21 protein-coding genes, 1 tRNA gene and 2 pseudogenes are annotated in these 23,085 nt (G+C 34.2%); 2 read left to right on the forward strand and 22 right to left on the reverse strand.

Annotated features, from left to right (window positions below):
* Nucleotides 1-88: 88 nt before the first annotated feature.
* The 5 genes from agaD to LJE08_RS08150 form a co-directional block, all read right to left on the reverse strand.
* On the reverse strand, nucleotides 89-886 hold the full coding sequence (gene agaD / locus LJE08_RS08130) for a PTS galactosamine transporter subunit IID (RefSeq protein ID WP_117925546.1): 798 nt from the start codon (nucleotides 884-886) through the stop codon (nucleotides 89-91).
* A complete protein-coding gene (agaC, locus tag LJE08_RS08135; RefSeq protein ID WP_117925545.1) occupies nucleotides 873-1,682 on the reverse strand; it encodes a PTS galactosamine transporter subunit IIC in 810 nt (269 codons plus the stop codon). Before agaC ends, agaD begins: the two co-directional genes overlap by 14 nt.
* A gap of 22 nt (nucleotides 1,683-1,704) precedes the next feature.
* A complete protein-coding gene (gene agaB / locus LJE08_RS08140; RefSeq protein ID WP_117925544.1) occupies nucleotides 1,705-2,169 on the reverse strand; it encodes a PTS galactosamine transporter subunit IIB in 465 nt (154 codons plus the stop codon).
* Between the two features lie 73 nt (nucleotides 2,170-2,242).
* Entirely contained in the window at nucleotides 2,243-4,960 is a 2,718-nt protein-coding gene (locus LJE08_RS08145; RefSeq protein ID WP_227402894.1) for a sigma 54-interacting transcriptional regulator, read from the reverse strand.
* The gene (locus tag LJE08_RS08150; RefSeq protein WP_227402895.1) at nucleotides 4,957-5,538 is read right to left on the reverse strand and encodes a PTS sugar transporter subunit IIB; all 582 of its coding nucleotides are present in this window, start codon (nucleotides 5,536-5,538) and stop codon (nucleotides 4,957-4,959) included. Before LJE08_RS08150 ends, LJE08_RS08145 begins: the two co-directional genes overlap by 4 nt.
* Between LJE08_RS08150 and LJE08_RS08155 the strand changes: the two genes are divergently transcribed.
* Nucleotides 5,537-6,730: a hypothetical protein gene (locus tag LJE08_RS08155; protein WP_227402896.1), complete on the forward strand. Its 1,194-nt coding sequence runs from the start codon at nucleotides 5,537-5,539 to the stop codon at nucleotides 6,728-6,730. The two genes, LJE08_RS08150 and LJE08_RS08155, sit on opposite strands and share 2 nt — an antisense overlap.
* A gap of 89 nt (nucleotides 6,731-6,819) precedes the next feature.
* Here LJE08_RS08155 and LJE08_RS08160 read toward each other — a convergent pair whose 3' ends face one another.
* From LJE08_RS08160 to LJE08_RS08170, 3 genes are all read right to left on the reverse strand, one after another.
* Nucleotides 6,820-8,478 carry a galactoside ABC transporter permease gene (locus LJE08_RS08160; RefSeq protein WP_227402897.1) on the reverse strand — a complete coding sequence of 553 codons (1,659 nt, stop codon included), beginning with the start codon at nucleotides 8,476-8,478 and terminating at the stop codon, nucleotides 6,820-6,822.
* Nucleotides 8,479-8,489: 11 nt separating this feature from the next.
* Nucleotides 8,490-9,998, reverse strand: coding sequence for a sugar ABC transporter ATP-binding protein (locus LJE08_RS08165; RefSeq protein ID WP_227402898.1), 1,509 nt, complete (start codon nucleotides 9,996-9,998; stop codon nucleotides 8,490-8,492).
* A gap of 96 nt (nucleotides 9,999-10,094) precedes the next feature.
* A complete protein-coding gene (locus LJE08_RS08170) occupies nucleotides 10,095-11,357 on the reverse strand; it encodes a substrate-binding domain-containing protein (protein ID WP_186998908.1) in 1,263 nt (420 codons plus the stop codon).
* 540 nt (nucleotides 11,358-11,897) lie between these two features.
* On the opposite strand from LJE08_RS08170, the gene LJE08_RS08175 reads away from it, so the two are divergent.
* Nucleotides 11,898-11,973 (forward strand) — tRNA-Glu (locus tag LJE08_RS08175).
* 70 nt (nucleotides 11,974-12,043) lie between these two features.
* On the opposite strand, the gene LJE08_RS08180 is transcribed toward LJE08_RS08175, so the two are convergent.
* The 14 genes and pseudogenes from LJE08_RS08180 to LJE08_RS15305 form a co-directional block, all read right to left on the reverse strand.
* Nucleotides 12,044-13,408, reverse strand: coding sequence for an MATE family efflux transporter (locus LJE08_RS08180; RefSeq protein ID WP_227402899.1), 1,365 nt, complete (start codon nucleotides 13,406-13,408; stop codon nucleotides 12,044-12,046).
* A gap of 36 nt (nucleotides 13,409-13,444) precedes the next feature.
* Nucleotides 13,445-13,786, reverse strand: coding sequence for an ROK family protein (locus LJE08_RS15080; RefSeq protein ID WP_255650327.1), 342 nt, complete (start codon nucleotides 13,784-13,786; stop codon nucleotides 13,445-13,447).
* The gene (locus LJE08_RS15085) at nucleotides 13,767-14,285 is read right to left on the reverse strand and encodes an ROK family protein (RefSeq protein WP_255650328.1); all 519 of its coding nucleotides are present in this window, start codon (nucleotides 14,283-14,285) and stop codon (nucleotides 13,767-13,769) included. Before LJE08_RS15085 ends, LJE08_RS15080 begins: the two co-directional genes overlap by 20 nt.
* Nucleotides 14,282-15,004 carry a GntR family transcriptional regulator gene (locus tag LJE08_RS08190; RefSeq protein WP_186998911.1) on the reverse strand — a complete coding sequence of 241 codons (723 nt, stop codon included), beginning with the start codon at nucleotides 15,002-15,004 and terminating at the stop codon, nucleotides 14,282-14,284. Before LJE08_RS08190 ends, LJE08_RS15085 begins: the two co-directional genes overlap by 4 nt.
* Nucleotides 15,005-15,036: 32 nt before the next feature.
* Nucleotides 15,037-15,657, reverse strand: a complete 621-nt coding sequence (locus tag LJE08_RS08195; protein ID WP_227402900.1) for a metallophosphoesterase — start codon at nucleotides 15,655-15,657, stop codon at nucleotides 15,037-15,039.
* Between the two features lie 42 nt (nucleotides 15,658-15,699).
* The gene (locus LJE08_RS08200; protein ID WP_186998913.1) at nucleotides 15,700-16,212 is read right to left on the reverse strand and encodes a DUF1307 domain-containing protein; all 513 of its coding nucleotides are present in this window, start codon (nucleotides 16,210-16,212) and stop codon (nucleotides 15,700-15,702) included.
* A 29-nt stretch (nucleotides 16,213-16,241) separates the two neighbouring features.
* Nucleotides 16,242-17,066: an aminotransferase class I/II-fold pyridoxal phosphate-dependent enzyme gene (locus LJE08_RS08205; protein ID WP_368735826.1), complete on the reverse strand. Its 825-nt coding sequence runs from the start codon at nucleotides 17,064-17,066 to the stop codon at nucleotides 16,242-16,244.
* A complete protein-coding gene (locus tag LJE08_RS08210; protein WP_227402901.1) occupies nucleotides 17,066-17,362 on the reverse strand; it encodes a hypothetical protein in 297 nt (98 codons plus the stop codon). The genes LJE08_RS08205 and LJE08_RS08210 overlap by 1 nt, the downstream gene beginning before the upstream one ends.
* Nucleotides 17,359-18,038, reverse strand: a pseudogene (locus LJE08_RS08215) (amino acid ABC transporter ATP-binding protein); the annotation flags it as partial. The pseudogene LJE08_RS08215 and the gene LJE08_RS08210, both read right to left, overlap by 4 nt.
* A 156-nt stretch (nucleotides 18,039-18,194) precedes the next feature.
* Nucleotides 18,195-19,550 (reverse strand): PFL family protein, encoded by a 1,356-nt coding sequence (locus LJE08_RS08220; protein WP_117925532.1) that lies wholly within the window; start codon nucleotides 19,548-19,550, stop codon nucleotides 18,195-18,197.
* 12 nt (nucleotides 19,551-19,562) lie between these two features.
* Nucleotides 19,563-19,862, reverse strand: a complete 300-nt coding sequence (locus LJE08_RS08225; protein ID WP_227402902.1) for an ACT domain-containing protein — start codon at nucleotides 19,860-19,862, stop codon at nucleotides 19,563-19,565.
* A complete protein-coding gene (locus tag LJE08_RS08230) occupies nucleotides 19,844-20,329 on the reverse strand; it encodes a hypothetical protein (protein ID WP_227402903.1) in 486 nt (161 codons plus the stop codon). Before LJE08_RS08230 ends, LJE08_RS08225 begins: the two co-directional genes overlap by 19 nt.
* 16 nt (nucleotides 20,330-20,345) lie before the next feature.
* Complete coding sequence (locus LJE08_RS08235; protein WP_227402904.1) at nucleotides 20,346-21,692, reverse strand: aldehyde dehydrogenase; 1,347 nt, start codon at nucleotides 21,690-21,692, stop codon at nucleotides 20,346-20,348.
* A gap of 43 nt (nucleotides 21,693-21,735) precedes the next feature.
* Nucleotides 21,736-22,771, reverse strand: a pseudogene (locus tag LJE08_RS15305) (iron-containing alcohol dehydrogenase).
* Nucleotides 22,772-23,085 lie beyond the last annotated feature (314 nt).

The following is a 23,085-nucleotide window of genomic DNA, read 5'->3' on the forward strand; positions in this document are numbered from 1 at the left end:
AATAAAAAGCCTATGCCCTTACGAAAAGGTATAGGCTTTTGTCAACAATCTGAAAACTCTTAGCGAAAACTAAGAGTTTTTTTCTTTATTATAGTAATCCAACAGCTGACGCTACAATTGACAATACGATGATTGCTACAATTAATACGATTGGACTGACTTGTTTTTTCTTCAACAACCAGAAGCACAATAATGTTACACACATTGGCAAGAAGTTAGGGAAAATTTTATCAAAGAATTCAGTTTGTACTGCAACTTTGATTCCACCATCAACTTCGATAACTGGCAATAAGTTAATGGATACATAAGAAGCAATCAAAGCTCCAATTACTGTAATACCTAAGATAGTTGCTGCATTGGCAATTGTATCTGAGTTTTCAGTAATAATATCAATTGATTTTGTACCTAAGTTATATCCTAAGTGTGTCCACACAATACGTAAGATCCAAATTGCTAAATATACTAAGAAGAAAATGATTGGTCCAAGAATTGATCCTTGAGAAGCAAATGAACAAGAGATTCCGGCAACGATTGGTAAAATTGTAAACCAGAAAATCGCATCCCCGATACCAGCGATTGGTCCGAATAACGCTAATTTCAAACCTTTAATAGTATCGTGATCTGCACCACCTTCTTCTAATGACATCATCAATCCCATTAAGAATCCAACTAAGTTAGGGTGTGTATTAATGAATTCCAAGTTATCTGTCATTGCTAATGACAACGCTTCTTTATCGTCTCCATGAATCTTTTTCAATACCGGTAACATTGACCATAAGAACCCACAAGCTTGCATACGTTCATAGTTAAATGAAGCTTGTAAGAATGAAGAACGAATACCTAGCATGGTAATATCGTGTTTAGTTAATTTTTTAGATTCCGACATTATCGTCACCTCCAAAGCTGTCAATTGAAGCATTTTGTAAAGCTTCTTCTATATCTTGTTTGCGTTGTTTTGCACCAAAGAAATCAATTAATGCAAAAACTGTACCTAATAAAGCAACTGGCAATAGGTTAGGCATATCGCAGAAGCTTGCCATTAAGAAACCAGCAATAAAGTATGGTGTGTATTTTGTTTTCATCATTACACGTAACAACATACCAAATCCAACGGCTGGTAAAATACCACCAGCAACTTCTAAACCGTGAGTAATGACTTCTGGTAAAGAATTAACAAACATCTTCATTGGTTCTTGGGCAACATATGTACACAAGAAAGCTACAACACCATAAGAAATAGAAACGATTGCCATTGTCGTTAAGTTAATTTTCGCAATCGCACCCATATCTGCTTCAGAAGCAGCCTTGTCTGCTTTTCCCATGAAGAATGAAAAAGCTGAATAATAGAACAAAATTAAATATTGTCCTAAGAATGAGAATGGTAAACATAAGCCAAGAGCAGCTGATGGTTGACAACCTGTAGTATACGCCAATACAGTTCCCATCAACCCGGCAAATACAGGGTTAGGTGGCTGAGTTCCTCCGGCAGGAGTTAATCCCGCAAAGGCAAGTTCAATCAAAGCACCAACTTTTAATCCTAAAACAACATCACCTAAAATGATACCTGTAAATGTAGATACCATTAAAGGTCTAAACACGAAGAAGGCTTCCACGAAGAAATCAAGACCAACAATAATTGTCATGATTGCTAAAAGGATACCTTGCATTAATGTAATCTGCATAATATCTCTCCTCTACTAATTTCTAAATTTCTGTTTTTACGTCTCCAGGAACGTCCTGAATATATACATGCACGCCTTTTGAAGAAATGTATTTCAAATCTTCCATATCTTGGTCATCCACATATACCTTTTTAGTTAACTGATGTTTTCCTTCTGAAAAGTGCATGTTGCCAACATTTACTTCTTTAATAGGAACACCCTTATCAATTAGAGTTCTTACATCCTGTGGTGTTTTTGCAACAATAAATATTTTTTGATTCGGTGCTGCACGACCAATTATCGCAGCTGTTTTCTCAAGTGAGAAAAAACGAATTCCTACACCAGATGATTTTGCAGTAACACTCATAAGTTGCTGCTGAATCTTGTCTTGGCTAGTTTCATCGTTCGCAACAAGAAGAAGATTAGCTCCAATTGTCTTTGTCCATGTAACTCCTACTTGTCCATGAACCAATCGATTATCGATTCTTGTTAAAAGTATATTCGGCATATATATCAGCCTCCTCTCACTCTTTTAACAGCAAAAAGCATGCCAACTATTGTCGAACACGCTTTTCATTGATTTATTCATCAAAATTAAAATAATTCAGTAAATATCGAATTTCAGGAATTGGAATTTCGACACTATATCTATATTCCACGCCACTAAAAATATTCTTTATATTCTCAATCAAATCCGGATATTTCTTTGCAAAATCCTCCATCCCTTCTGATTCCGTAATTCCTTGACGTAAAATTAACCTTTCAATCAAACAACTCAAATGCACATACACACCTACTTTTGTCGTAATATCCAATGAACACTTAAATAATTTTTCTAATTCAGATACAATTTCTTCCACATCCTCCATAACTTTTTGAGGATTTAATATCGTTAAATGATTTACTATATTATCCAAAGTAAAGTTTTTGGCAACATTTTCATTGAACATTTTTAGTTCGTCATCTGATAAATATTTGCCAATTAATTCATGTAAATAATGAACTTCATCATTTGTCACAATATTTTCCATCGGCATATATTTAACACCAGGAACCTTCGGATCCAATGTACCAATCAACATTTTCACATCATATTCTGAAAATATATTATCCTCTATACCATGTGTAACTAACGATTGATAATCATAAGGAATAATTTCTAAAGGTATTGATTTAGGTAAAGAATTCTTTAACAATTCTCCAATTTTCTTTGCTGAACCAAATCCCGTAGCACAGACTGTCAATATAGCCTCAGTCTTCTGTTTACTTTCAATAAATTGATAACTCATCTCATAATTTTCTTTGATGGTTTTAATAATTTGACGAGCATGCATATGTTGCTTCATCAAGTTACCCACTTCTAAAGCAGAAGCTGTAGAAACATTATTTATTATTCCAATATTGCAATCAGACAAAGGGTTTATTCTTTCATAAATATCTTCTAAACTTCCCATATCTACAAGAAGCATCAATTCTTTTACAGGTGCTTTACGCCTTAAATAGTCATCCACCATCAAACACATCTTATCGATGGAAATCTGCACTTCCATATCCATTCCATCAAACACATGCTGATTCAAAATATGATTTACCGTGTCCGCTATGCTTGATGCCGTTGAATATCCGTGACAAAGAATCAATCCTACCGTTCCATTATGTTCAATCTTATCGTCGTTTGCGACTGTCAAAGTAATCACAACCTGCATGAATTCATCCATTTGAATATCTAAATTCAGAGCAATATTTTCAATAATTTCCTGAGCGATGCTGTAAGCCCTAGGAAATTGGCGTCGAACTTGCGTTGAAAACGCCATAATCGAATCATAATGTGAAGCAATCCAAATTTTCGTATCCGTTATATCTTTACCATACTCCATAAATAATTTAGAATACATTTTGATCTTACTATTCGGCACTACAAACGCATATTTATTCATCACAATTGAATAGATTTTATCCACAATTTTCAATAAATATACTTCGTTCGTTGTTCCCAACGTGTATTTTTGTTTAAAGAACAAATAATCAATAAAATTTTGAATCAATACTTTACTTTGATCAACAACCCTAGAAAAATCCTCTTCACCTTCAAATGCATTCAATAATTTCGCATAAAACTGTAATAGAGGAATGACCGGCTTTAACTCTCCTTTTAAATCATGTATAGAAAATAAAGTCTCATTATCTCGTGAATGCGTCTTTAACTGCATTGATTTGATTGTTTCAAAAAAATAGGATGGAAGATCCAACAAATGAATCTGTAAAGTATCAGAGGACTGATTCAACAATCCCTTTGCACAAGTCGCCTTAATGGTGTTTTTTAGTTCACCAATATTTCCCTTAAACTCATAATCAAGAAAAGTTGAATAAGCTAGATTTGAAATATACATATCTTTTCCAAGCTTTGACTCTTCCTGTTCAAGTAAGCGATAAATCAACTCTCTTTTTTCCAATAATGGGCGATCCTTTAATGAAGGCACACTCACTGTGATTGGAATTCTTCGAAGCAATGTCTTTAACAAGGCATCCTGAGGATTTTCTGTTGTCGCAAAAATCAAACGACACTTTGACTTATACCACTTATCATTATCCCCTACTTTATGATAAATCCCCTTATCCATGAATTGAAACAACTTTTCCTGGCATTCCGCCTTTAAGCAATGAACCTCATCCAAAAAAAGTACACCACCATTCGCAAGACTGATTAATCCATCTTGATCTTCTTCAGCCGAAGTATAGGCACCCTTAACATGTCCAAAAAGATTAGAAGTTAATAATTCTGGGTTATTCGCATATTCTGAGCAATTTACCGAAACAAAGCGTGAATTTGATTCAATCACACCTTGATGCAAGGCATAGTCGTACATCGTATTTGCCAACAAAGTCTTACCTGTTCCAGTAGGACCATAAATCATGATAGGTAAACCATTATCCGGATAACACATGGCTGCTTTACACTGTTCAACAATCGAAGATAAGGAACCATTATATCCAATCAATTGATCAAAATCATGTTCCTTTTGTGCCATCAATAAATCAAAAGACGCAAATTCATTTCCCATAAAACGAACATTCCATTTCTTGATCAAAGCTGATTTATCAAAGAAGTATACGGGACGTGAATTCACCTTTACAATAGATTCATCTTTTAATCCTTCATTTAAATATTGCGAAACTGTATTTCGACTCAAATTCAAAGAAGTTGCTAAATCGTTCGCCGTAAATATTTCATTTTCCTCAATATTATTTTCTAAAGTACGCCGCTTAATTTCCTCGTACACCAATTGTTTACTTGTCATTTTCTCACCCTTTTCAATCGCTCAAAATCAATCTTGTCGATCACTTCATCTAAAGTTCCCGGCACATCTTGATAATAAAGATTAAAACCTTGATCTATTAATTCATTGATTTCATCTACATCCACTTCGGATACATACATTTTCTTATTAAAGGGTACTCTTCCTCTTCCATAATGAATATTACCTATATTCACAGTTTGTGGAGTTAATCCATTTTTAAACATTTCATAAACCGTTTGAATATCTCTTACAACCACAAATAATCTTTGATTGCTTTCATTATGTCGCAAGACCTGCATGAAGTCCGCAATCGAATAAAAACGAATATCCACATTGCTAGCTTTCGCAATTGTCTTCATCATTTTTTGTGAAAATACATTGATAGCCGTCTCATCATCTACCACTACAATTGTATCTATGTTCAACGCATTGACCCAAGTTACCCCAACTTGACCATGAACCAATCGATTATCAACACGAATCAATTCTATTTTTGCACGCATATCAATATCCGTCCTTTCATTACTATTATCTTTAATTCTATCAACTTTTTTAAAAGAATGATATAGTTTATCCATGAAGCAAAATATCACAATCAAACCAGAACTTAAAATTAAACAAACCTTTAATTCGCAAAAGGAACAAAGTCTTAAAATACTATCCTATAATGCTAAAAGCTTAAAGGAATACTTATACAAGCAAGCACAGACAAACCCATTTCTAACATATACTGCTGACGCAGATGCATTCCTTGAGTATGATCATACTACACAAAGTTTATATGACAAAATTGAAGCTGAACTTAAAAGTACAAATCAAACAATACCTGAAGATTTATATCAATATTTAATTAGCCTTTTAGATTCCAACGGTTACTTCAAAACGACTCCATTCCTTGCTAGCTATTCCGAAAAACAACTACAACAGGCCATCTACATTCTTCAAAGAACAGAGCCATATGGATGTTTTTGTAGAAATTTAAAAGAATCATTAAAAGTACAATGTGAACTTAGTGAAAACCCCGCTAGTGAAACAGGGACTATTTTATGTGATTTTCTTGAAGAGCTTGCATCCCACAATTATGATGAAATTATACATAAAACTGAGCTCACACTGGATGAGCTTGAAGAAGGATTTCATTTCATTCAAACCCTTAACCCCAAGCCTGCGGCAAACTATTCTACAGATGCGCCCGTCTTACAAGCAGAAATCAAAGTTATATATGATGATAAATTTCATTTTGAATGGATCAACCAGAACTATTCCATTCAATTTGATGATATGAATCATCTTACTAAAGATTTAAGAAAACTAAGAAACGAAGCTAAGCAACTGCTTAATACAGTTCAAAAAAGAAATATGACACTACTGCAAATCATGGATACACTGTGTCATATTCAAAAAGATTTCTTCATCTCAAATAGTCCATTGAATTATTGTACTCTAGAAATGGTAGCCAAAGAATGTGGATTACATGCCTCTACTATTTCGAGAGCGATCAATCAAAAAGGTTTTGAATTCAACAATAAATACTATCCAATCAAGCATTTATTCTGTCATACAGGATTTAAAGAAATCACATCTGAACAAATCAAAGATAGAATTATGAATTTGATTCACAACGAAAACAAAACGAAACCACTCAGTGATGAAAGCATCAAAAAAGCATTAGCTAAAAAAAATATCCATATTTCAAGAAGAACCGTCACAAAATATCGTGAACAGTTACTAATTCCGTGTGCATCAAAAAGAAAGTCTAAACAAAATTAAGTGGTTAAAGTCCCTTAAGGAATTAACCACTTTTTATAAAAATGGACCCAACTTACTGGGTCCATCTATATTTATCATTTTTTAATTAATTAGTTTTTACGTACGTATTTCAAGCAGTCAAGAGTTACAGCGATAAGAATGATAATTCCTGAGAATACGAACTGTAAGTTAGTATCGATACCAAGAATTGTCAATGAATAAGTTAATGCAGTAAAGATCAATACACCAACTACTACACCAGAAATTTTACCGATACCACCAGTAAATGATACACCACCTACTACACAGGCAGCGATTGCATCCATTTCCCATCCTTGTCCATACGCAGCTGAACCAGAACCAATCATACGAATACATTCTAACCAAGAACCAAATCCGTATAAGATTCCTGCCAACATAAAGGCACCAAGAGTAACCTTAAACACTGAAATACCAGATACAGAAGCAGCTTCTGGGTTTCCACCTACGGCATATAAGTTTTTACCAAATTTTGTTTTATTCCAAATGAACCAAACAATCACAACTGCAGCTACTGCCCACAAAATAATTGTTGGGAAGCCACCAACTTTAGGAATAATCTTTCCTGGGATAGATTGATCAATACCACCAAAAGACACACCTTTTGTTGAATAAGTTACCAAACCAAAGATAACTAACATATTAGCCATTGTGGAAATGAATGGGTGCATTTTAAATTTAGCCGCAAAGAAACCGGCAATCGTTGTAAACATTGTACATAACGCAACACAAACAACTAATGCTAAAAGAATTCTTCCGCCAACCGGCATAGTTGAGAAGTCAAATACATGACCGAATACTGAACCCGTGTTAGGCCCATTGTGCATAATAATTGTTGCAGCTGTCATACCCATACCAACCATACGTCCAACAGACAAGTCAGTACCAGCTAACATAATTAAACCAGATACACCTAATGCCAAGAACATTCTTGGAGATGCTTGTTGCATAATACTTAAAATGTTATTAACAGTAAAAAGTTGTAAACCATTCTTCTTAATTGGTGTAATGATACATAAGAAAATGAATACTAAAATAATCGCAATATACAAACCATTTTTCAATAAAAAATCACGAGTATTAAATGAGTACTTGTAGTTTTCAATTTTTTGAGCTTGTTTTTCTGCAAACGAGAAATTTGACATCTTCAATAAGTCAATTAAGTGATATTCAAATGTAAACGCATCATGTTTACGATCTTTTGCCTCTTGCATATTTTTAGTATATTCAAGTTTTGCATCGAATAAACGGTTCTTATAAATAAAGTTCTCTTCTTTAATTTCTTCTTTGTCACTAAGACCTGATAAAATATCTTTGTGTTCTTTTTCTAATTCTTTTAATTTTTTATCATAGTCTGCCTTAGCTTTTTGAACCTCATACTTATTACTTTCAACAACTTTGTTGTAGTAATCTGTTTGATAGTGATCCTTTAAATATTTTTCAGCTACTGCAATTTTGTCATTGATTGGCTGTTTGTTTTTAGCCTCGATTTCTTTGGCTTTTTGTAATTTACCATTTAATTCTGAAATACGAGCTTCTTTTTCGCTTTTAGTATAAATTTTATCTCTCTTTAGAACCTCGATTTCTTCAGAATATTCCAATACTTTATTTGTTCCTTCTTCTCTTAGTTCATCAATTTCAGCTTGGATCTTTCCTACATAATCCTCAATAGGTTTACGTAGTGCAAGCTCTTCATCATGACTAAGAATATTTGTAACTGTATTTGTCATAATTATCTCCTTTATAGGTATTTTGCACTGAGTCTTAACAACTCTTCCTGGTTAGTATCTTTTGTATTTACAATTCCGGCTAAGCGTCCATTTGACATAACGCCAATACGATTTGTAATACCTAAGATTTCTGGCATTTCACTTGAAACTACAATAATAGTTTTTCCTTGTTTAGCCATTTTGATGATCAATTCGTAAATTTCATATTTAGCACCTACGTCAATACCACGTGTAGGTTCATCCATCATGAATACGTTTGGTGATCTCTCTAACCATTTACCGAAGATAACTTTTTGTTGGTTACCACCAGATAGACTTGTAATCGCATCATTTGGTCCCATACACTTAGTTCTCATGGTTTTGATTTCTTTATTCGTAGCTTGAATCATCTTATTATCAGAAAGTGCTACCTTGCTCATATAAGAAGGTAAATTCGCAATCGTTGTATTGAATGTTAAATCACACTTTAAGAACAATCCATTTGCTTTACGCTCTTCAGTAATCAGGGCAAAACCATGTTCAATTGCTTCTTTAGCACTATTAAAGTTCATTAATTTATTGTCAAAATAAACACGACCTGAGGCTCTAGTACGGATACCGAAAATCGTTTCTAGCAACTCTGTACGTCCAGCTCCTACCAAACCATATAGACCGAAAATCTCACCTTTTTTAACGTCAAATGTAATATCTTTTAAGTATGGCTCATATTTTGTTGATACATGTTGAATAGATAACATTGGTTCTCCAGGAGCATTATCAACAGGTGGGAATCGGTTATCCAATGAACGACCTACCATGGCTGCAATCAACTCATTCATGTTGGTTTCTGAAGTAGGTTTTGTCATAACCATTTTTCCATCTCTTAGAACTGATACTTCATCGCAAATTTCAAAAATTTCATCCATTTTATGAGAAATATAAATTAGCGAAATACCTTGTTTTTTCAACATACGCATCATATCAAACAATTTATTAACTTCTTGTGTCATCAAAGAAGATGTAGGCTCATCAAGTACGATAACCTTTGAATTATATGAAATTGCTCTGGCAATTTCACACATCTGTCTTTGTGAAACAGACATATTACGCATTGGTGTATCTAAATTCACTGTCATACCAAGCTTTCTAAAAAGCTCAGATGATTTCTTTTTCATTCGATCTTCATCTACTACGCCAAAAGCATTTGTAGGATAACGTCCCAAGAATAGGTTATCTTTAACATTTCTTTCAAGACATTGATTCAATTCCTGGTGTACCATGGCAATACCATTTTCAAGTGCTTCTTTTGGTCCAGAAAAGTTAATCTCTTTTCCTTCCAAGAAAATTGTACCTTCATCTTTTTGATATGTCCCGAATAGACATTTCATCATTGTTGATTTACCAGCACCATTTTCTCCCATAAGTCCCATAACTGTACCTGGTTTTAAATCTAAATCAATATGATCCAAAACACGGTTACGTCCAAAGGACTTACTCATTCCGCGTATAGATAAGACTAGTTTTTCATTCTTATCTGCCATAAAATCTCTCCTATTTTGTTTACTACTATCTAAATAATATTAGGGAGAAATAATTTCTCCCTAATAATTTTAATCCCTATGTTATTTTTGAATTATTTATTTAAGGATTCCTGTGTAAGAAGCTGCATTGTCAGTCTTAACCATGTTAATTGCGAATGCATCATATTTGTCTGGATTTCCTAAACGGTTTGTGATGTTAGATTCAGTTTGTCCATCTCCACCAATGTATTCAACATCTAAATTCAATAAGTCATCATATTTTTCTAATAATGGTTGGTAAGTTGAACTTAAGAAGTTATCAGATGCGTTGTAGATATTTAACCAAACACTCTTCTTAGCATGATCTTTTTCATCTAATTGGTTAGAAACTGGAGCATAAGTAACTGTTGAATCTAAGAAATCTTTATAGTTGTCAGCAGTAACAGCAACGTTTAATGCATAGTAAGAACGTTGATCCTTATTGTATGTAAATACATCTGAACTTAATACGTTTCCAGCATCATCTTCTGTACCGATACCTGTATCGATATCAACACCATCTAATGCATTACGTAATACTCTTAATGTTAAATAAGCTTGAACGTCAGCATGTTGAGAAATTGTTCCACCATATCCTTCAGCGATTGCAGCAACTGCATCTGAGTTAGCATCGTATCCGAATGTAGGAACTTTGTTTTCTTTTGACCAAGCATTGAACATTGACATACCCATACCATCATTGTTAGAAGCTACAACGTCAACTTCATCACCGAATGAAGCAGTCCATGTACCGATTGTGTTACCAGCAGTAGCAGCATCCCAAGTAGCACCTGAAGAGTTTTTCATTTCTTGAGAAGCAAGTTCTCTTACTGTATAAGTTTTTCCATTAATTTCTAACGAGCCATCTTGAACACTCTTAGATTTACCATCATTATTAATACCAGCTGGATCACTTACGATTTCACCATCTTTTTCAACACCAGTTCCTAATGCCTTACGAACACCTCTTGTACGAGCAATAGAGTCATTGTGACCAACATCACCAATAGCTAATACGTAACCGATAACGCCATCTCCGTTACGATCTAATGTATCGATATTCTTTTCGATATATTCTTTAATCATTTGTCCTTGAAGTTCAGCACCTTGATTTGCATCGAAACCAACATAATAAGTATCTTTGTTGAAGTTTAATGCATCCATGTCTAATTCACCAGTTGAACTGTTGGAAGGTTGACGGTTATACCATACTAAAGGTTTGTCAGCATTCGCAACACTAGAACCACCAGTTTTTCCTTCATCTCCTCCTCCACTGCTACAAGCAGTTAATGCAACACCCATAGATAAAGCTGCAGCAATTGTTAAAAATCTTTTGTTCATATTATCCTCCTGTATAGATTTTTACTCTAAGACACAATTCCCAAAAGGATACTTCACATGATTTCTATATAGAGACATACATATAATATGATTTGCAGCTGGGTGTTTCAAAATGAATTTATAAATTATACTCGAAACAAAGCCATTTGTCGTGAAATCAATTTATATTATCTGTTATACACTTTTAATGTCCGCTTTATATCCTAATCAATGGGATGCGTCTTTTTACTTCTGTATCATAACACATATCTGCAAGCGCTTTCAATCGTTTTTTTTAAAATTTATTTATAACCAAATTTAATTTAACCACACTATTTTTTACATATATTTAACATTAAACATAACCTATATTCCTACTAAATCCCTAGACTTTATCATATACAATATGATACATTAAATGCATTATTTTCTTTACCTACGACAAATAAATATAAACCGTCAAAAAAATAAACAAAAAAATTAATTTTTTTGCTTGCAATATATAAAATCTTATAGTATTATTAATTAGCACTTGTCAGGAAAGACAAGTTTAATATACATGGCGCGTTGGAGAAACGGTTAACTCACATGCCTTTCACGCATGCATTCACGGGTTCGAATCCCGTACGCGTCACCATTGTTAAAATAAAGTCCGAAAGGACTTCTTTTTTTTGCTTTTTAAATGAAAAAGCCTTCCAACAAGAAGGCTAAAGTTCATTGACAATATTATGTACCCAAATCCCCTTTTTGACTAATGTGATTCCTAATACTGCCTTAGGAATATCCACACATTGCACCAATAAGTACACATTGAATATAGGTAAATTCGTAAAACGAGTTAAACATAGTGCAACCATAAACGTAAACATGAATGTATATCCACTATCGAAGAAGAAGGTAAGCAATGTTTTTCCTCCTGCACGCATTGTAAAGTAGCTACTGTAATATAAAGAAATAATTGGAAGCATACAAGCTGAAACTCTTAATAAAGATGTTGCTAATAACTTTACTTCTATAGACGTATTATAGATTTGAGGAATAAAGGATGAACATCCAAACAATGCCACACCAATACATAAACACATCATAAAATTCATAAATACCATCTTCAAATCATAGTCTTTGGCATATTCAATTTCACCAGCACCCAGTCTTTGACCTACAATGATTGAAATCGAATTTCCCATTGCATAACAAATAATCATAAAAAAATTGGTTACTGTTGTTGTAATATTGATGGCCGCCACAGCCTCAAGTCCTCTTGTTGAATAACATTGAGAAATAAGCGCTATGGATATCGACCACAATATTTCATTACACAATAGTGGAATTCCTCTTTTAACAACATTCTTAAATATATCACCCGATATCTTATCTAAACGCATCGCATCCCTTAAATATTTGTTATTATAGCCTGCCGCTACATTTATCCCCATCTCTACAACTCTTGAAATAACCGTACCAATGGCCGCACCAATAACTCCTAGTTTAGGAAACCCAAAGTGACCAAAAATCAAGATATAGTTAATGCAAAAGTTCACAATAACCGCTATAACACTAGCCTTCATTGGTAAAACTGTATTTCCCGTTTCTCTTAATGAAGAAGAATATACTTGTGTAATCGCAAAAGGAATGAGTCCAATCAGCATAACATCCATATACTGCTTACCAAAGTTCAAAGTTGTCAAACTATCTGTCGGATCATCATTTAGATATAATGAAATCAATGAAGGACCCAACACTTTAAAAATGCATATGGCCAATATTGAAATCAAAATGCCAAGCAATATTTTAATTCGGAAACAATTGTGCACACCATCCCTGTTTCCACGTCCATAAAATTGTGCCAAGAATATTCCAGCACCTGACATTGCACCAAAAACACTCACATTAAACACTTGAAATAACTGATTTGAAATAGATACACCACTCATAGATAGCGTTCCTAATTGTCCAATCATAACGTTGTCTAATAAACTGGCAAGATTGGTAAACCCATTCTGTATCACAATCGGAATACATACAATCAAAACCATTCGATAAAACTTCTTATCACCAATTAACGATTTCATGCCCTTCCCCCTCTAAGTAAGAAATACCGAGAACGCTTAATGATTCTCGGTATTATTTTTGTAGTAACACAATGCACCTAATAAATTAGCATCATTGTTAAATTTACAAGCTTTGATAACAGGTTCCTCTAAAGTTGGAAACCATTGTGTCAAACCCATCATATTTTCTTTGATACACGCAATCAGTTTAGGCTGTGCCGATATACCTCCACCAATCAAAATTGTATCCACATCTAACAGCAACTGAAAATTGTTTAACATCCAAGCCAAATTTTGGCAATATTTGTTAAAACCTGCATATACTCTTTCATCATCTAAATGATCAAAAAGTTCTTTACCCGTTAAACCCGTCGCTCTTTCAAGACCATCTTTTTCCAAAGCATGTAGCCATGGTATTCTTAAAAGTTTTTTCTGTATCCATATGCGCATCTGAATATTCACCTGCCAATAAATGTGAACCTTCATATACCTTATGATCAATCACTATGCCCATCCCAATATATGTACCTAGAACCACAACCAAAGCATTCTTTGAATGTATCAAATTTCCAAATCCAAGTTCAGCCCACGTTGCACAACGACCATCATTTTCAATTGTCACTTTACAACCTTTAATTTCTTCCAACCGCTCCTTTAAAGGGTAGTTCGATAGAAAAGTCAGTTTACCCGTAATAAACGCCTTTGAATGATCTTCATTCAAGATTCCAGGCATACTGATTGCAATTCCAGTATATTCAAATGGTAATTCACAAATGGATTGAACGATTTTATCTGCCGTATCTAAAGTAGGATATTCCCCCTTTTGTTGGATATTCCCTGACGCATCGCATAATCCATATTTAATATTGGTACCACCAATGTCGATCGTTAAAATCATAATTTTTGCGATGTTGAAATTGTGTAACTATATAAATCGCCACGATAGTAACACATTGTATACTCTATCTTTTTCTTCTTTTTATCATAAGAAACACGCTTACGAGCTAAAACAGGCTGTTCCTTACGTATCTTCAGAGCTAAACAGATTTCTTCACTCGGATTAATCGCAGAAAACTCTTCATCTATTCTTGTCGGTGCACCAATCACTTCATAAATAGACTGTGTTTGTTCTTCCATATTCAAAGGTATATTCAAACTTAAAGGAAAATAAGACACAAAATACACCAATAACACATCATCTGCGGTACGAACTCTTCGAACGCAATACATCATTTCTTCGTCCAAGCCAAACAATTCTCTTGTAGCTTCATCCGGAATTTCTTTTGTGATGTGAAAAGACTTAGTTCCCGGCGTTCTTCCTAAAGCTGTCATTTCATCTGTAAAACTACGGATATGCGACAACTCCTCTTTGATTTTAGGTCTATATGTCACAAACGTACCCTTGCCACGTCCACGCTTTACCATACCTTCCTGTTCTAATTCAAGAATAGCTTGTCTTGCTGTAATTCTTGAAACATCGTACATCTCTTGAATTTCCATTTCACTGTCAACGCGATCTCCTATAGCCAAGACTCCATCTTGGATATCTTTTTTGTAGAACTCCTTTATTTGTTTATAGTAAGGAAGATGACCCGACGTTGTATCCAACTTATGCATAATTTGATCTCCTTATATATTTGTTATAACAATTATAGGATATTTCTTCTTTGCTTGTCAATTTCAATCCATTCATCTAATGTCATTGGCACATAATCGCTATACATGCAAAAACAATTAATAAGTTGGCAAGGCACACTCTCTAATTGGCCATCACTGATTCTTGGGTGTTTTTGTTGATGAATATACTCTTGATAAGCATCTAAAAATTGCTGATCTTGCGTCGCATGAATATGCCCATGCAACATAAATGTTTTTGGGTTTCCATCCTCATCTCTTCGATATTGTCCGTTATAGCACGCAATTGGATAATGAGATAAAACTACTTTTCGTTTATTCTCATTTAATTCCGCATAATCTTTGATCCAAACAAATCGCGAAGCATCAAAGTTTTTATCATCCAAGAAACGATCATGATTTCCACGAATCAAATAAATTTTTCCCTTTAATTCATCCAAAATCTCTGTTGTTTGACTTGCGTTTCCCCATGAAAAATCTCCCAAAACAACAACTTCATCATTCTTTCGAACTTTACTGTTCCATTGATCAATCATATATTCATTCATTTGCTCGATGTCTTCGAAACCTCTTTGATCCATCTTTTCATTCAACGAACGATGAAAAAAATGTGTATCCGCAATATAATAACGCATCTTTTAACTCATCCTTTCAAATAGAAAATAGCGGAAGACCCGCTATTTTATCATACACGCAAATCCTTCTTGTTTATAAGCACTTTGCGTCTTTTTCAAACTTACATAATCCGATTGAGCTTCACCCTTATCTAATAAGCCACTTTCAATCAGCGTATCTATATTTGCTGTTTTAAAATTCATTTCCAACGTCACTTCAACCTGCTGTTCTTTTAATTCAGTAGATACATGAACGCCTTCAATCGAATTATATTTATCATCCAATGAAGAATTGATCTTAGATTGAATCTGTTCAGAATTCATATCTTCTGTTATACCTAAATCTGAAAAGCTCATCGCAAACTTCTGTGTCATCTTTTGAATCTTATCCCCCTTAGCTTCAAAAGTAACTTGTTGCGAAGAATCATTCTTACAATCAATTACCTTTACTTTATTTGTCTTTTTTACTGTTACCGGCGCCTTTTCAGTTGATTTACTCTTTTGATGCGTAAGATCACTCACTTTTGTACAGCCACAGAGCAATAAACATGCACACAACAAATATTGAACTCGCATAAGTATTCCCCCTTACGCAAATCATTTTATCATGAAATCAAATGTTCATCCACAAAGTTCGAAAGTTCATTCAAGCCAGCCTTAAATAATTTACTATCTTGAGCCAAGCCTAAACGAAAATAATATTCCTTATCAAAACACGATCCCGGCACAAAGAAAACGCCTTTTTCTGCCAATAATAATTTTGCAAACGTCTCACTTTTTAAATCAAAATAATACTTCAAAAAACAAACCGTACCACCACTTGGTAATACACATTCAAACGAAGGATTATCTTTAAGCCATTCATGAACGATATTTTTATTTGTTGAAATAATATTTTTAGCCCTTAAAATCAATTCATCCTTATGCTTAAGGGCAATCCATCCCAATTTGTCCACTAAAGGACCTGTAGAAATCATTGAATAATCTCTTCTTACATTGATTTGATGAATCACATACTCATTGGCTTTGATCCAGCCAAGGCGTAATCCAGCCAGTGAAAACATTTTACTTAAACTTGATGTTGAAATTCCATTCTCGTATAAATCACTTATAGATACTTCCTCATTTAAGCCACGATATACTTCATCACAAAGAATATATGTATTATAGGGTTTACACAATTCAATCAATGCATTTAGAAACTCATTAGAATATTCTGTCCCCGTTGGATTCGAGGGATTATTTAAAATAATCATTTTCGTTGATGAATTTAAAACACCTCTAAACTTTTCCACACTAACCTGCCAATCCATTTCGTCCAATTCAACCAAATGCACTTTACAACCAAGTGATTTTGGAACATCCACAAACTGCTGATATCCAGGAACCACACTAATGACTTCATCTCCTTTTTCTAATAAAGTGTTCATCACCAATTCATTTGCCTGCAAGCAACCTTGTGCTGTTGTGATATTGTCAATTGTTCCATGCTCATATTGATATTGTCAATTATTCCATGCTCATATAAAGATAGGATTTCCTTTTTCAATTCAATATCCCCAGTGACTTGACCATAATCTAATATTAGATTTGAAAAATCAAAGTCTTCCAAATCCAACAATTCCTGTAACGTAAGAGATTTAACACATGTATCCGTCATATTGTAGATGGCATCATTTTCATAATCATTCATCCATTGTTCGACTTTAAAATCAGGCAATCTCATTCGTAGAATACCTTACTCAAGAAATCCTTTGCACGTTCAGACTGAGGATTTTCAAAAACTTTTCACTCGTATTCTCTTCTACAATTTCACCTTGATCCAAGAAAACAACTCGAGTGCCTACCTTTCTCGCAAATCCCATTTCATGTGTAACCACAACCATTGTCATACCTTGCTTACCTAGATCCTTCATTACTTCAAGCACTTCCTTGATCATTTCTGGATCTAATGCACTCGTAGGTTCATCAAACAACATAATATCTGGATTCATACATAAGGCTCTGGCAATCGCTACACGCTGTTTTTGACCACCAGACAAGTTATTAGGATATGCATCTTTCTTTTCTAATAATCCAACTTTATCCAAATACTCTAAAGCTGTTTTTTCAGCTTCTTCATCCGTTTTATTTAAAACTTCTACCTGTGCCAACTTACAATTTTGTAAAACCGACATATTTGGAAACAAATTAAAATGCTGGAATACAAATCCCATACGATTTCTTTGTGCACGAAATTTCTTTTCATCATCCGGATTCATCCATTCGTTATCCATATAAATTTTACCTGTATCCACATGTTCCAAGCCATGAATACAACGTAACAACGTACTTTTCCCTGAACCACTCGGACCAATCAACGAGATAATATCCCCTTTATTGACTTCTATGCTCCCATTTTTTCATAACATTCTTCGACGTCATTCCATTTTTTCTCTCTAAAATATAACTGAATATTAAATTAGCATTTTAATTAAAGCTTTTTTAAATCATACATACTCTATAATCTAACCATATAAAACGCAATATAAAAAGGAAGCAAAAAGCTCCCTAAACGATTAGTTCTTTAATGCTTGTAATGGCGCAGGAATTCTTCCTCCACGATTGATCATGACATCATTTGAAATCTGAGAAATTGGCATGACAGGACCTGCTCCTAATAAACCACCAAAGTCTAGTTCTTCACCAACATCTTTTCCAATCGCAGGAATCACACGTACGGCTGTCGTCTTTGTATTAACCATACCGATTGCAGCTTCATCTGCAATAATTCCTGAAATAACACTTGCACTTGTTTCTCCTGGAATTACGATCATATCCAATCCAACACTACATACTGCCGTCATAGCTTCTAATTTTTCTAATTTTAATGCACCTGTTCTTGCCGCATGAATCATACCTGCATCTTCACTTACAGGAATAAAAGCACCAGATAATCCACCAACATTACTCGTTGCCATAACGCCGCCTTTTTTAACAGCATCATTCAACATGGCTAAACAAGCCGTTGTTCCATAAGCACCACAAGTTTCTAATCCCATTTCCTCTAGAATATAGGCAACACTATCACCAATAGCTGGAGTTGGAGCTAAAGACAAGTCCACGATCCCAAATGGAACACCCAGTTTTTCACTCGCAACAGTTCCAACCAACTGTCCCATACGCGTAATCTTAAAGGCTGTGCGCTTAATTAAATCTGCAATCTGATCCATACGCAATGATTTATCGGCTTTACTTAATACAGCACGTACAACACCAGGGCCAGATACACCAACATTAATTACACAATCGGCTTCACCTACACCATGGAAGGCTCCAGCCATAAATGGATTGTCTTCAGGCGCATTACAGAATACAACAAGTTTAGCTGCTCCTAAACAATTGTCATCCTTTGTATATTCAGCACAACGCTTCACAATACGCCCCATCTGCGCAACGGCATCCATATTGATGCCTGCTTTTGTACTACCTACATTGACACTAGCACACACATGCTGCGTCTTTGCCAAGGCTTCAGGAATAGATTCAATCAATTCATTATCCCCTGCTGCATATCCTTTTTGTACCAGTGCAGAATATCCACCAATAAAATCAACCCCTAATTTTTGAGCACAACGCTCTAAAGTTAATGCGTATTCAACTGGATTTCCCCCTGAACAAGCCACTAACATCGCAATTGGGGTTACACTAATTCGTTTATTTACAACAGGAATACCATAAATCTTACTAAAATCGTTTCCAACTTTTACTAAGTCTTTGGCTAAGTGGCAAATCTTTTCTTCTACTTTTTGACATGACACATGAATGTCTGGATCCATACAATCCAGTAAACTAATACCCATTGTAATCGTACGAATATCCAAATATTCTTCGTCAATCATCTTTATTGTTTCTAAAATTTCATTTGTTTGCATAGGAATACCTCATTAAATTTTGTGCATAGAATTGAAAATATCCTGATGCATACAACGAATGACTAGATTCTTTTCTTTTCCTAAGTTTTCCATTTTCTCCGCAAATTCATTTAATGGAATGCTCATTTCATCAATCGCAACCATCATAGTCATAGTGAACATAGAATCTACGATTGTTTGAGTTACATCCAATACATTTAGATTGTAGTTTGCGCATTCATTGGCAATCATAGCCAAGATTCCTACTTTGTCTTTTCCAATTACACTAATAACAGCCTTCATCATCTTTCTCCTTAAAATTTGATTTCGCATTTTTCAAAGCGTATAAGCTCATATGGTTCATATGCACTCTGGATTCCTTGCACATTCACATCATATTCACTTGGCATAAAGGATACCTCATTTTGTTGATTTAGACAATCCTTAATACTTTGGCTTTGTTCTTTTGTCAAAGTATGTGACTTCTTGAAACAAATGTCATTTGCCTTATCAACCAATACAATTTCTATATCTAGACAATCACTTTTAAACAAATGCTCTTTCCAATCACACTCTTGAACATTGAAATAAAAATCACTGGAATCAATATCGCCACCTTCAAGCACAAATACGGCAATATCGTTTGTGTAACAAAAATGAAGATCAATACCACTATTCAACATATCAATTTCCTCCTGTGTCCAATCTTCATCTTTTATTACTAGCATAAAACGGTTTTCTACATAGTCCATAATGGCACCAAAATCGATGTCATACGCAAATTTTTCTTTTTTATTCATACCACCATTATAAAGATTATCTTAAGAAAAAGCGAATCAATTTCTCATTCAATTTTGTATAAGGCTGATAACGCATAGGTAAATCAATGATTCTTTTTTTATCCACAATACTCTTTGTATGACTAAACGTATCAAAACCACGCTTTCCATGGTATGAACCCATCCCACTTTCGCCAACACCACCAAAGCCCATATTACTAGTAGCTAAATGAATCACAACATCGTTGATGCAGCCACCGCCAAAGGATACTTCACTCGTTACTTTCTTAGATACTTCTTTATTATTTGTGAAAATATATAAAGCTAGTGGGCTAGGCATAGAATTGATTTTATTTATAACAACATCTAAATTTGAATATGTCAATATTGGCATAACAGGACCAAATATCTCTTCCTGCATAATAGGATTTGAAAAATCCACACGATCCAATACCGTTGGTTCAATTTGTAGATTATGATGTTTTCCACCATAGACAACCTTATCCATATCAATCAACCCCAAAATCCTCTTATAGTGCTTTTCATTAATAATATAACCATAATCATCTAAGCTCGCATATTGACGCTTAATTTCAAATATCACGCATTCGATAAATTGGTCTTTTATAGATTCGTGTACCAACATATAATCTGGAGCTACACAGGTTTGTCCACAATTCAAATATTTTCCAAACACAATTCTTCGTGCCGCCAATTTAATATCTGCATCTTTATCTACGATACAAGGACTTTTCCCTCCCAATTCTAGAGTGACTGGCGTTAAATATTGACTCGCCTTATTCATCACAATTTTTCCTACACGTTTTGATCCTGTATAGAAAATATAGTCAAATTTTGAATCCAATAATTTAGAACTCACTTCACTATCTCCAAGTACACAAGCCACATATTCTGGATCAAAATATTCTTCAATCATATCTTTGATTACTTCTGATGTGTATGGACTAAATTCACTAGGTTTTAATACCACCGTATTTCCAGCTGCAAGTGCATCAATCAAGGGGTCAATAGAAAGTAAAAAAGGATAATTCCAAGGACTAATAACTAACACCACACCATAAGGACTCGGCTTTTCAAAACTACGCGACAAAAATTGAGACAATGGTGTATATACATTCCTTTCTTTAGCAAACTTACGAATGTGTTTTACCATATAAGTCAATTCGCTTAAAGCTAACCCAACTTCGCACATATAAGTTTCAAAATTTGATTTTCCGACATCCATTTTAATAGCTTCATTAATTCTGTCTTCATAAGCTAAAATCGCCTTTTTTAAAGTTTTTAAGGCATTTATTCTAAAATTAATATCTAGAGTTTTATGTTGCTTATAAAATTCTCTTTGTTTTAAAACGATTGGATCCATACTTAATCCTCCACTACAAAATCATACACTTTTTCTAACTCTTTTACACCCCATAAAACTGGAACTGGATATAATGGATTGGCTTCATGATCTGCGTAAATAGCCAATTTGTGTATATCCGATTTTTTAATTCACTAAATGTAGATGAGATGCCAAAATACTTTTTCATTAAAGTGATTTGTTCAATAAAACGCTCAGCCCCAACCTTATAGGAATCATTCGCATTACAGATGCCACAATACAGAGCCATTTCATAGAGCTTCTTATACACACTTTCTCCATATTGTTTCAATACAACATCAAGTAATGTTGCGTTAGCTAGTCCATGCGCAATATTATATTTTCCACCTAATGGATGAGCAATCGCACGCACATATCCTACATAGGATACTGTAAAGGCATGCCCAGCATAGTAGGCAGCATCGAGCATATTGCTTCTAGCTTCTAAATCATTTCCGTCCTCATACACCTTATATATTCTCAAAAATTAGTTTTGTAGCCTTTAACGCATATGCACGCGTCTTCTTTGTAGTCAAATTACCAATATAAGCCTCAATCGCATGGGTTAAAGCATCCATACCAGTACATGCCGTAATAAATGGAGGCAAGGATAAAGTGGGTTTTGGATCTAAAACGGCATAATCAGGAATCAAATTAAAATCATTGATCGCATATTTATGACGTGTTTTTGAATCTACAATGACAGCCGCAAGAGTTGTTTCACTTCCTGTTCTAGCTATGGCAAGTACACAAATCAACAATGGAAGTTTCTTCCATATCTTTAAAATTCCCTCCATCTTTGATAGTGGTTTCTTAGGACGAGCAAGTCTAGCACCAACGGCCTTAGCACAATCCATGCTAGATCCTCCACCAAAACCAATTAAAGCTTGACAATTAGAAGATAAATATAAGTTTTTTGCTTCCTCTACATCATCACTTGTAGGATTTGCGACCGTCTTATCATAAATGACATATGAAATAGAATGATGATCTAAGTGTTCACACATACGATTTAATATTCCTAATTGATGCACAGTAAAATCAGTAATAACCATCACTTTAGATATATGATTATCCATGCAAATATAAGAAATTAAAGATGTACTCTTTAATATTTCAGGAGTTCGATAAGGTAAAATAGGAATCACTAGTTTAAAACAACTCTGAAAAATCCGACAATATATTTTCTTGAATGTATTCGCAAAGTGCCGCCATTTAGTTAATTTTGTATACTTTATATTTATTTATTCACTTTGTCAACTATAAAAAATATGGACACGTTCATGTCCATACCTTTATGCTTTCATCAACAGCCTTTCAATCGACTCTTCACTTACTGAGAAGATCGATGCGATACTTGAAATACTGAATCCTTTGTCTACCATTGTTTGAT

It is taken from the genome of Holdemanella sp. DFI.5.55 (assembly GCF_020593575.1).
GTDB classification, from domain to species: Bacteria; Bacillota_I; Bacilli_A; order Erysipelotrichales; family Erysipelotrichaceae; genus Holdemanella; species Holdemanella hominis.

What these genes read in the sequence shown, in the direction of transcription:
- agaD (WP_117925546.1), bottom strand. Translation starts at nt 886, where the DNA reads ATGTCGGAATCTAAAAAATTAACTAAACACGATATTACCATGCTAGGT.
- agaC (WP_117925545.1), bottom strand. Translation starts at nt 1,682, where the DNA reads ATGCAGATTACATTAATGCAAGGTATCCTTTTAGCAATCATGACAATT.
- agaB (WP_117925544.1), bottom strand. Translation starts at nt 2,169, where the DNA reads ATGCCGAATATACTTTTAACAAGAATCGATAATCGATTGGTTCATGGA.
- LJE08_RS08145 (WP_227402894.1), bottom strand. Translation starts at nt 4,960, where the DNA reads ATGACAAGTAAACAATTGGTGTACGAGGAAATTAAGCGGCGTACTTTA.
- LJE08_RS08155 (WP_227402896.1), top strand. Translation starts at nt 5,537, where the DNA reads ATGAAGCAAAATATCACAATCAAACCAGAACTTAAAATTAAACAAACC.
- LJE08_RS08150 (WP_227402895.1), bottom strand. Translation starts at nt 5,538, where the DNA reads ATGGATAAACTATATCATTCTTTTAAAAAAGTTGATAGAATTAAAGAT.
- LJE08_RS08160 (WP_227402897.1), bottom strand. Translation starts at nt 8,478, where the DNA reads ATGACAAATACAGTTACAAATATTCTTAGTCATGATGAAGAGCTTGCA.
- LJE08_RS08165 (WP_227402898.1), bottom strand. Translation starts at nt 9,998, where the DNA reads ATGGCAGATAAGAATGAAAAACTAGTCTTATCTATACGCGGAATGAGT.
- LJE08_RS08170 (WP_186998908.1), bottom strand. Translation starts at nt 11,357, where the DNA reads ATGAACAAAAGATTTTTAACAATTGCTGCAGCTTTATCTATGGGTGTT.
- LJE08_RS08180 (WP_227402899.1), bottom strand. Translation starts at nt 13,408, where the DNA reads ATGAAATCGTTAATTGGTGATAAGAAGTTTTATCGAATGGTTTTGATT.
- LJE08_RS15085 (WP_255650328.1), bottom strand. Translation starts at nt 14,285, where the DNA reads ATGATTTTAACGATCGACATTGGTGGTACCAATATTAAATATGGATTA.
- LJE08_RS08190 (WP_186998911.1), bottom strand. Translation starts at nt 15,004, where the DNA reads ATGCATAAGTTGGATACAACGTCGGGTCATCTTCCTTACTATAAACAA.
- LJE08_RS08195 (WP_227402900.1), bottom strand. Translation starts at nt 15,657, where the DNA reads ATGCGTTATTATATTGCGGATACACATTTTTTTCATCGTTCGTTGAAT.
- LJE08_RS08200 (WP_186998913.1), bottom strand. Translation starts at nt 16,212, where the DNA reads ATGCGAGTTCAATATTTGTTGTGTGCATGTTTATTGCTCTGTGGCTGT.
- LJE08_RS08205 (WP_368735826.1), bottom strand. Translation starts at nt 17,066, where the DNA reads ATGAACACTTTATTAGAAAAAGGAGATGAAGTCATTAGTGTGGTTCCT.
- LJE08_RS08210 (WP_227402901.1), bottom strand. Translation starts at nt 17,362, where the DNA reads ATGAGATTGCCTGATTTTAAAGTCGAACAATGGATGAATGATTATGAA.
- LJE08_RS08220 (WP_117925532.1), bottom strand. Translation starts at nt 19,550, where the DNA reads ATGCAAACAAATGAAATTTTAGAAACAATAAAGATGATTGACGAAGAA.
- LJE08_RS08225 (WP_227402902.1), bottom strand. Translation starts at nt 19,862, where the DNA reads ATGCGAAATCAAATTTTAAGGAGAAAGATGATGAAGGCTGTTATTAGT.
- LJE08_RS08230 (WP_227402903.1), bottom strand. Translation starts at nt 20,329, where the DNA reads ATGAATAAAAAAGAAAAATTTGCGTATGACATCGATTTTGGTGCCATT.
- LJE08_RS08235 (WP_227402904.1), bottom strand. Translation starts at nt 21,692, where the DNA reads ATGGATCCAATCGTTTTAAAACAAAGAGAATTTTATAAGCAACATAAA.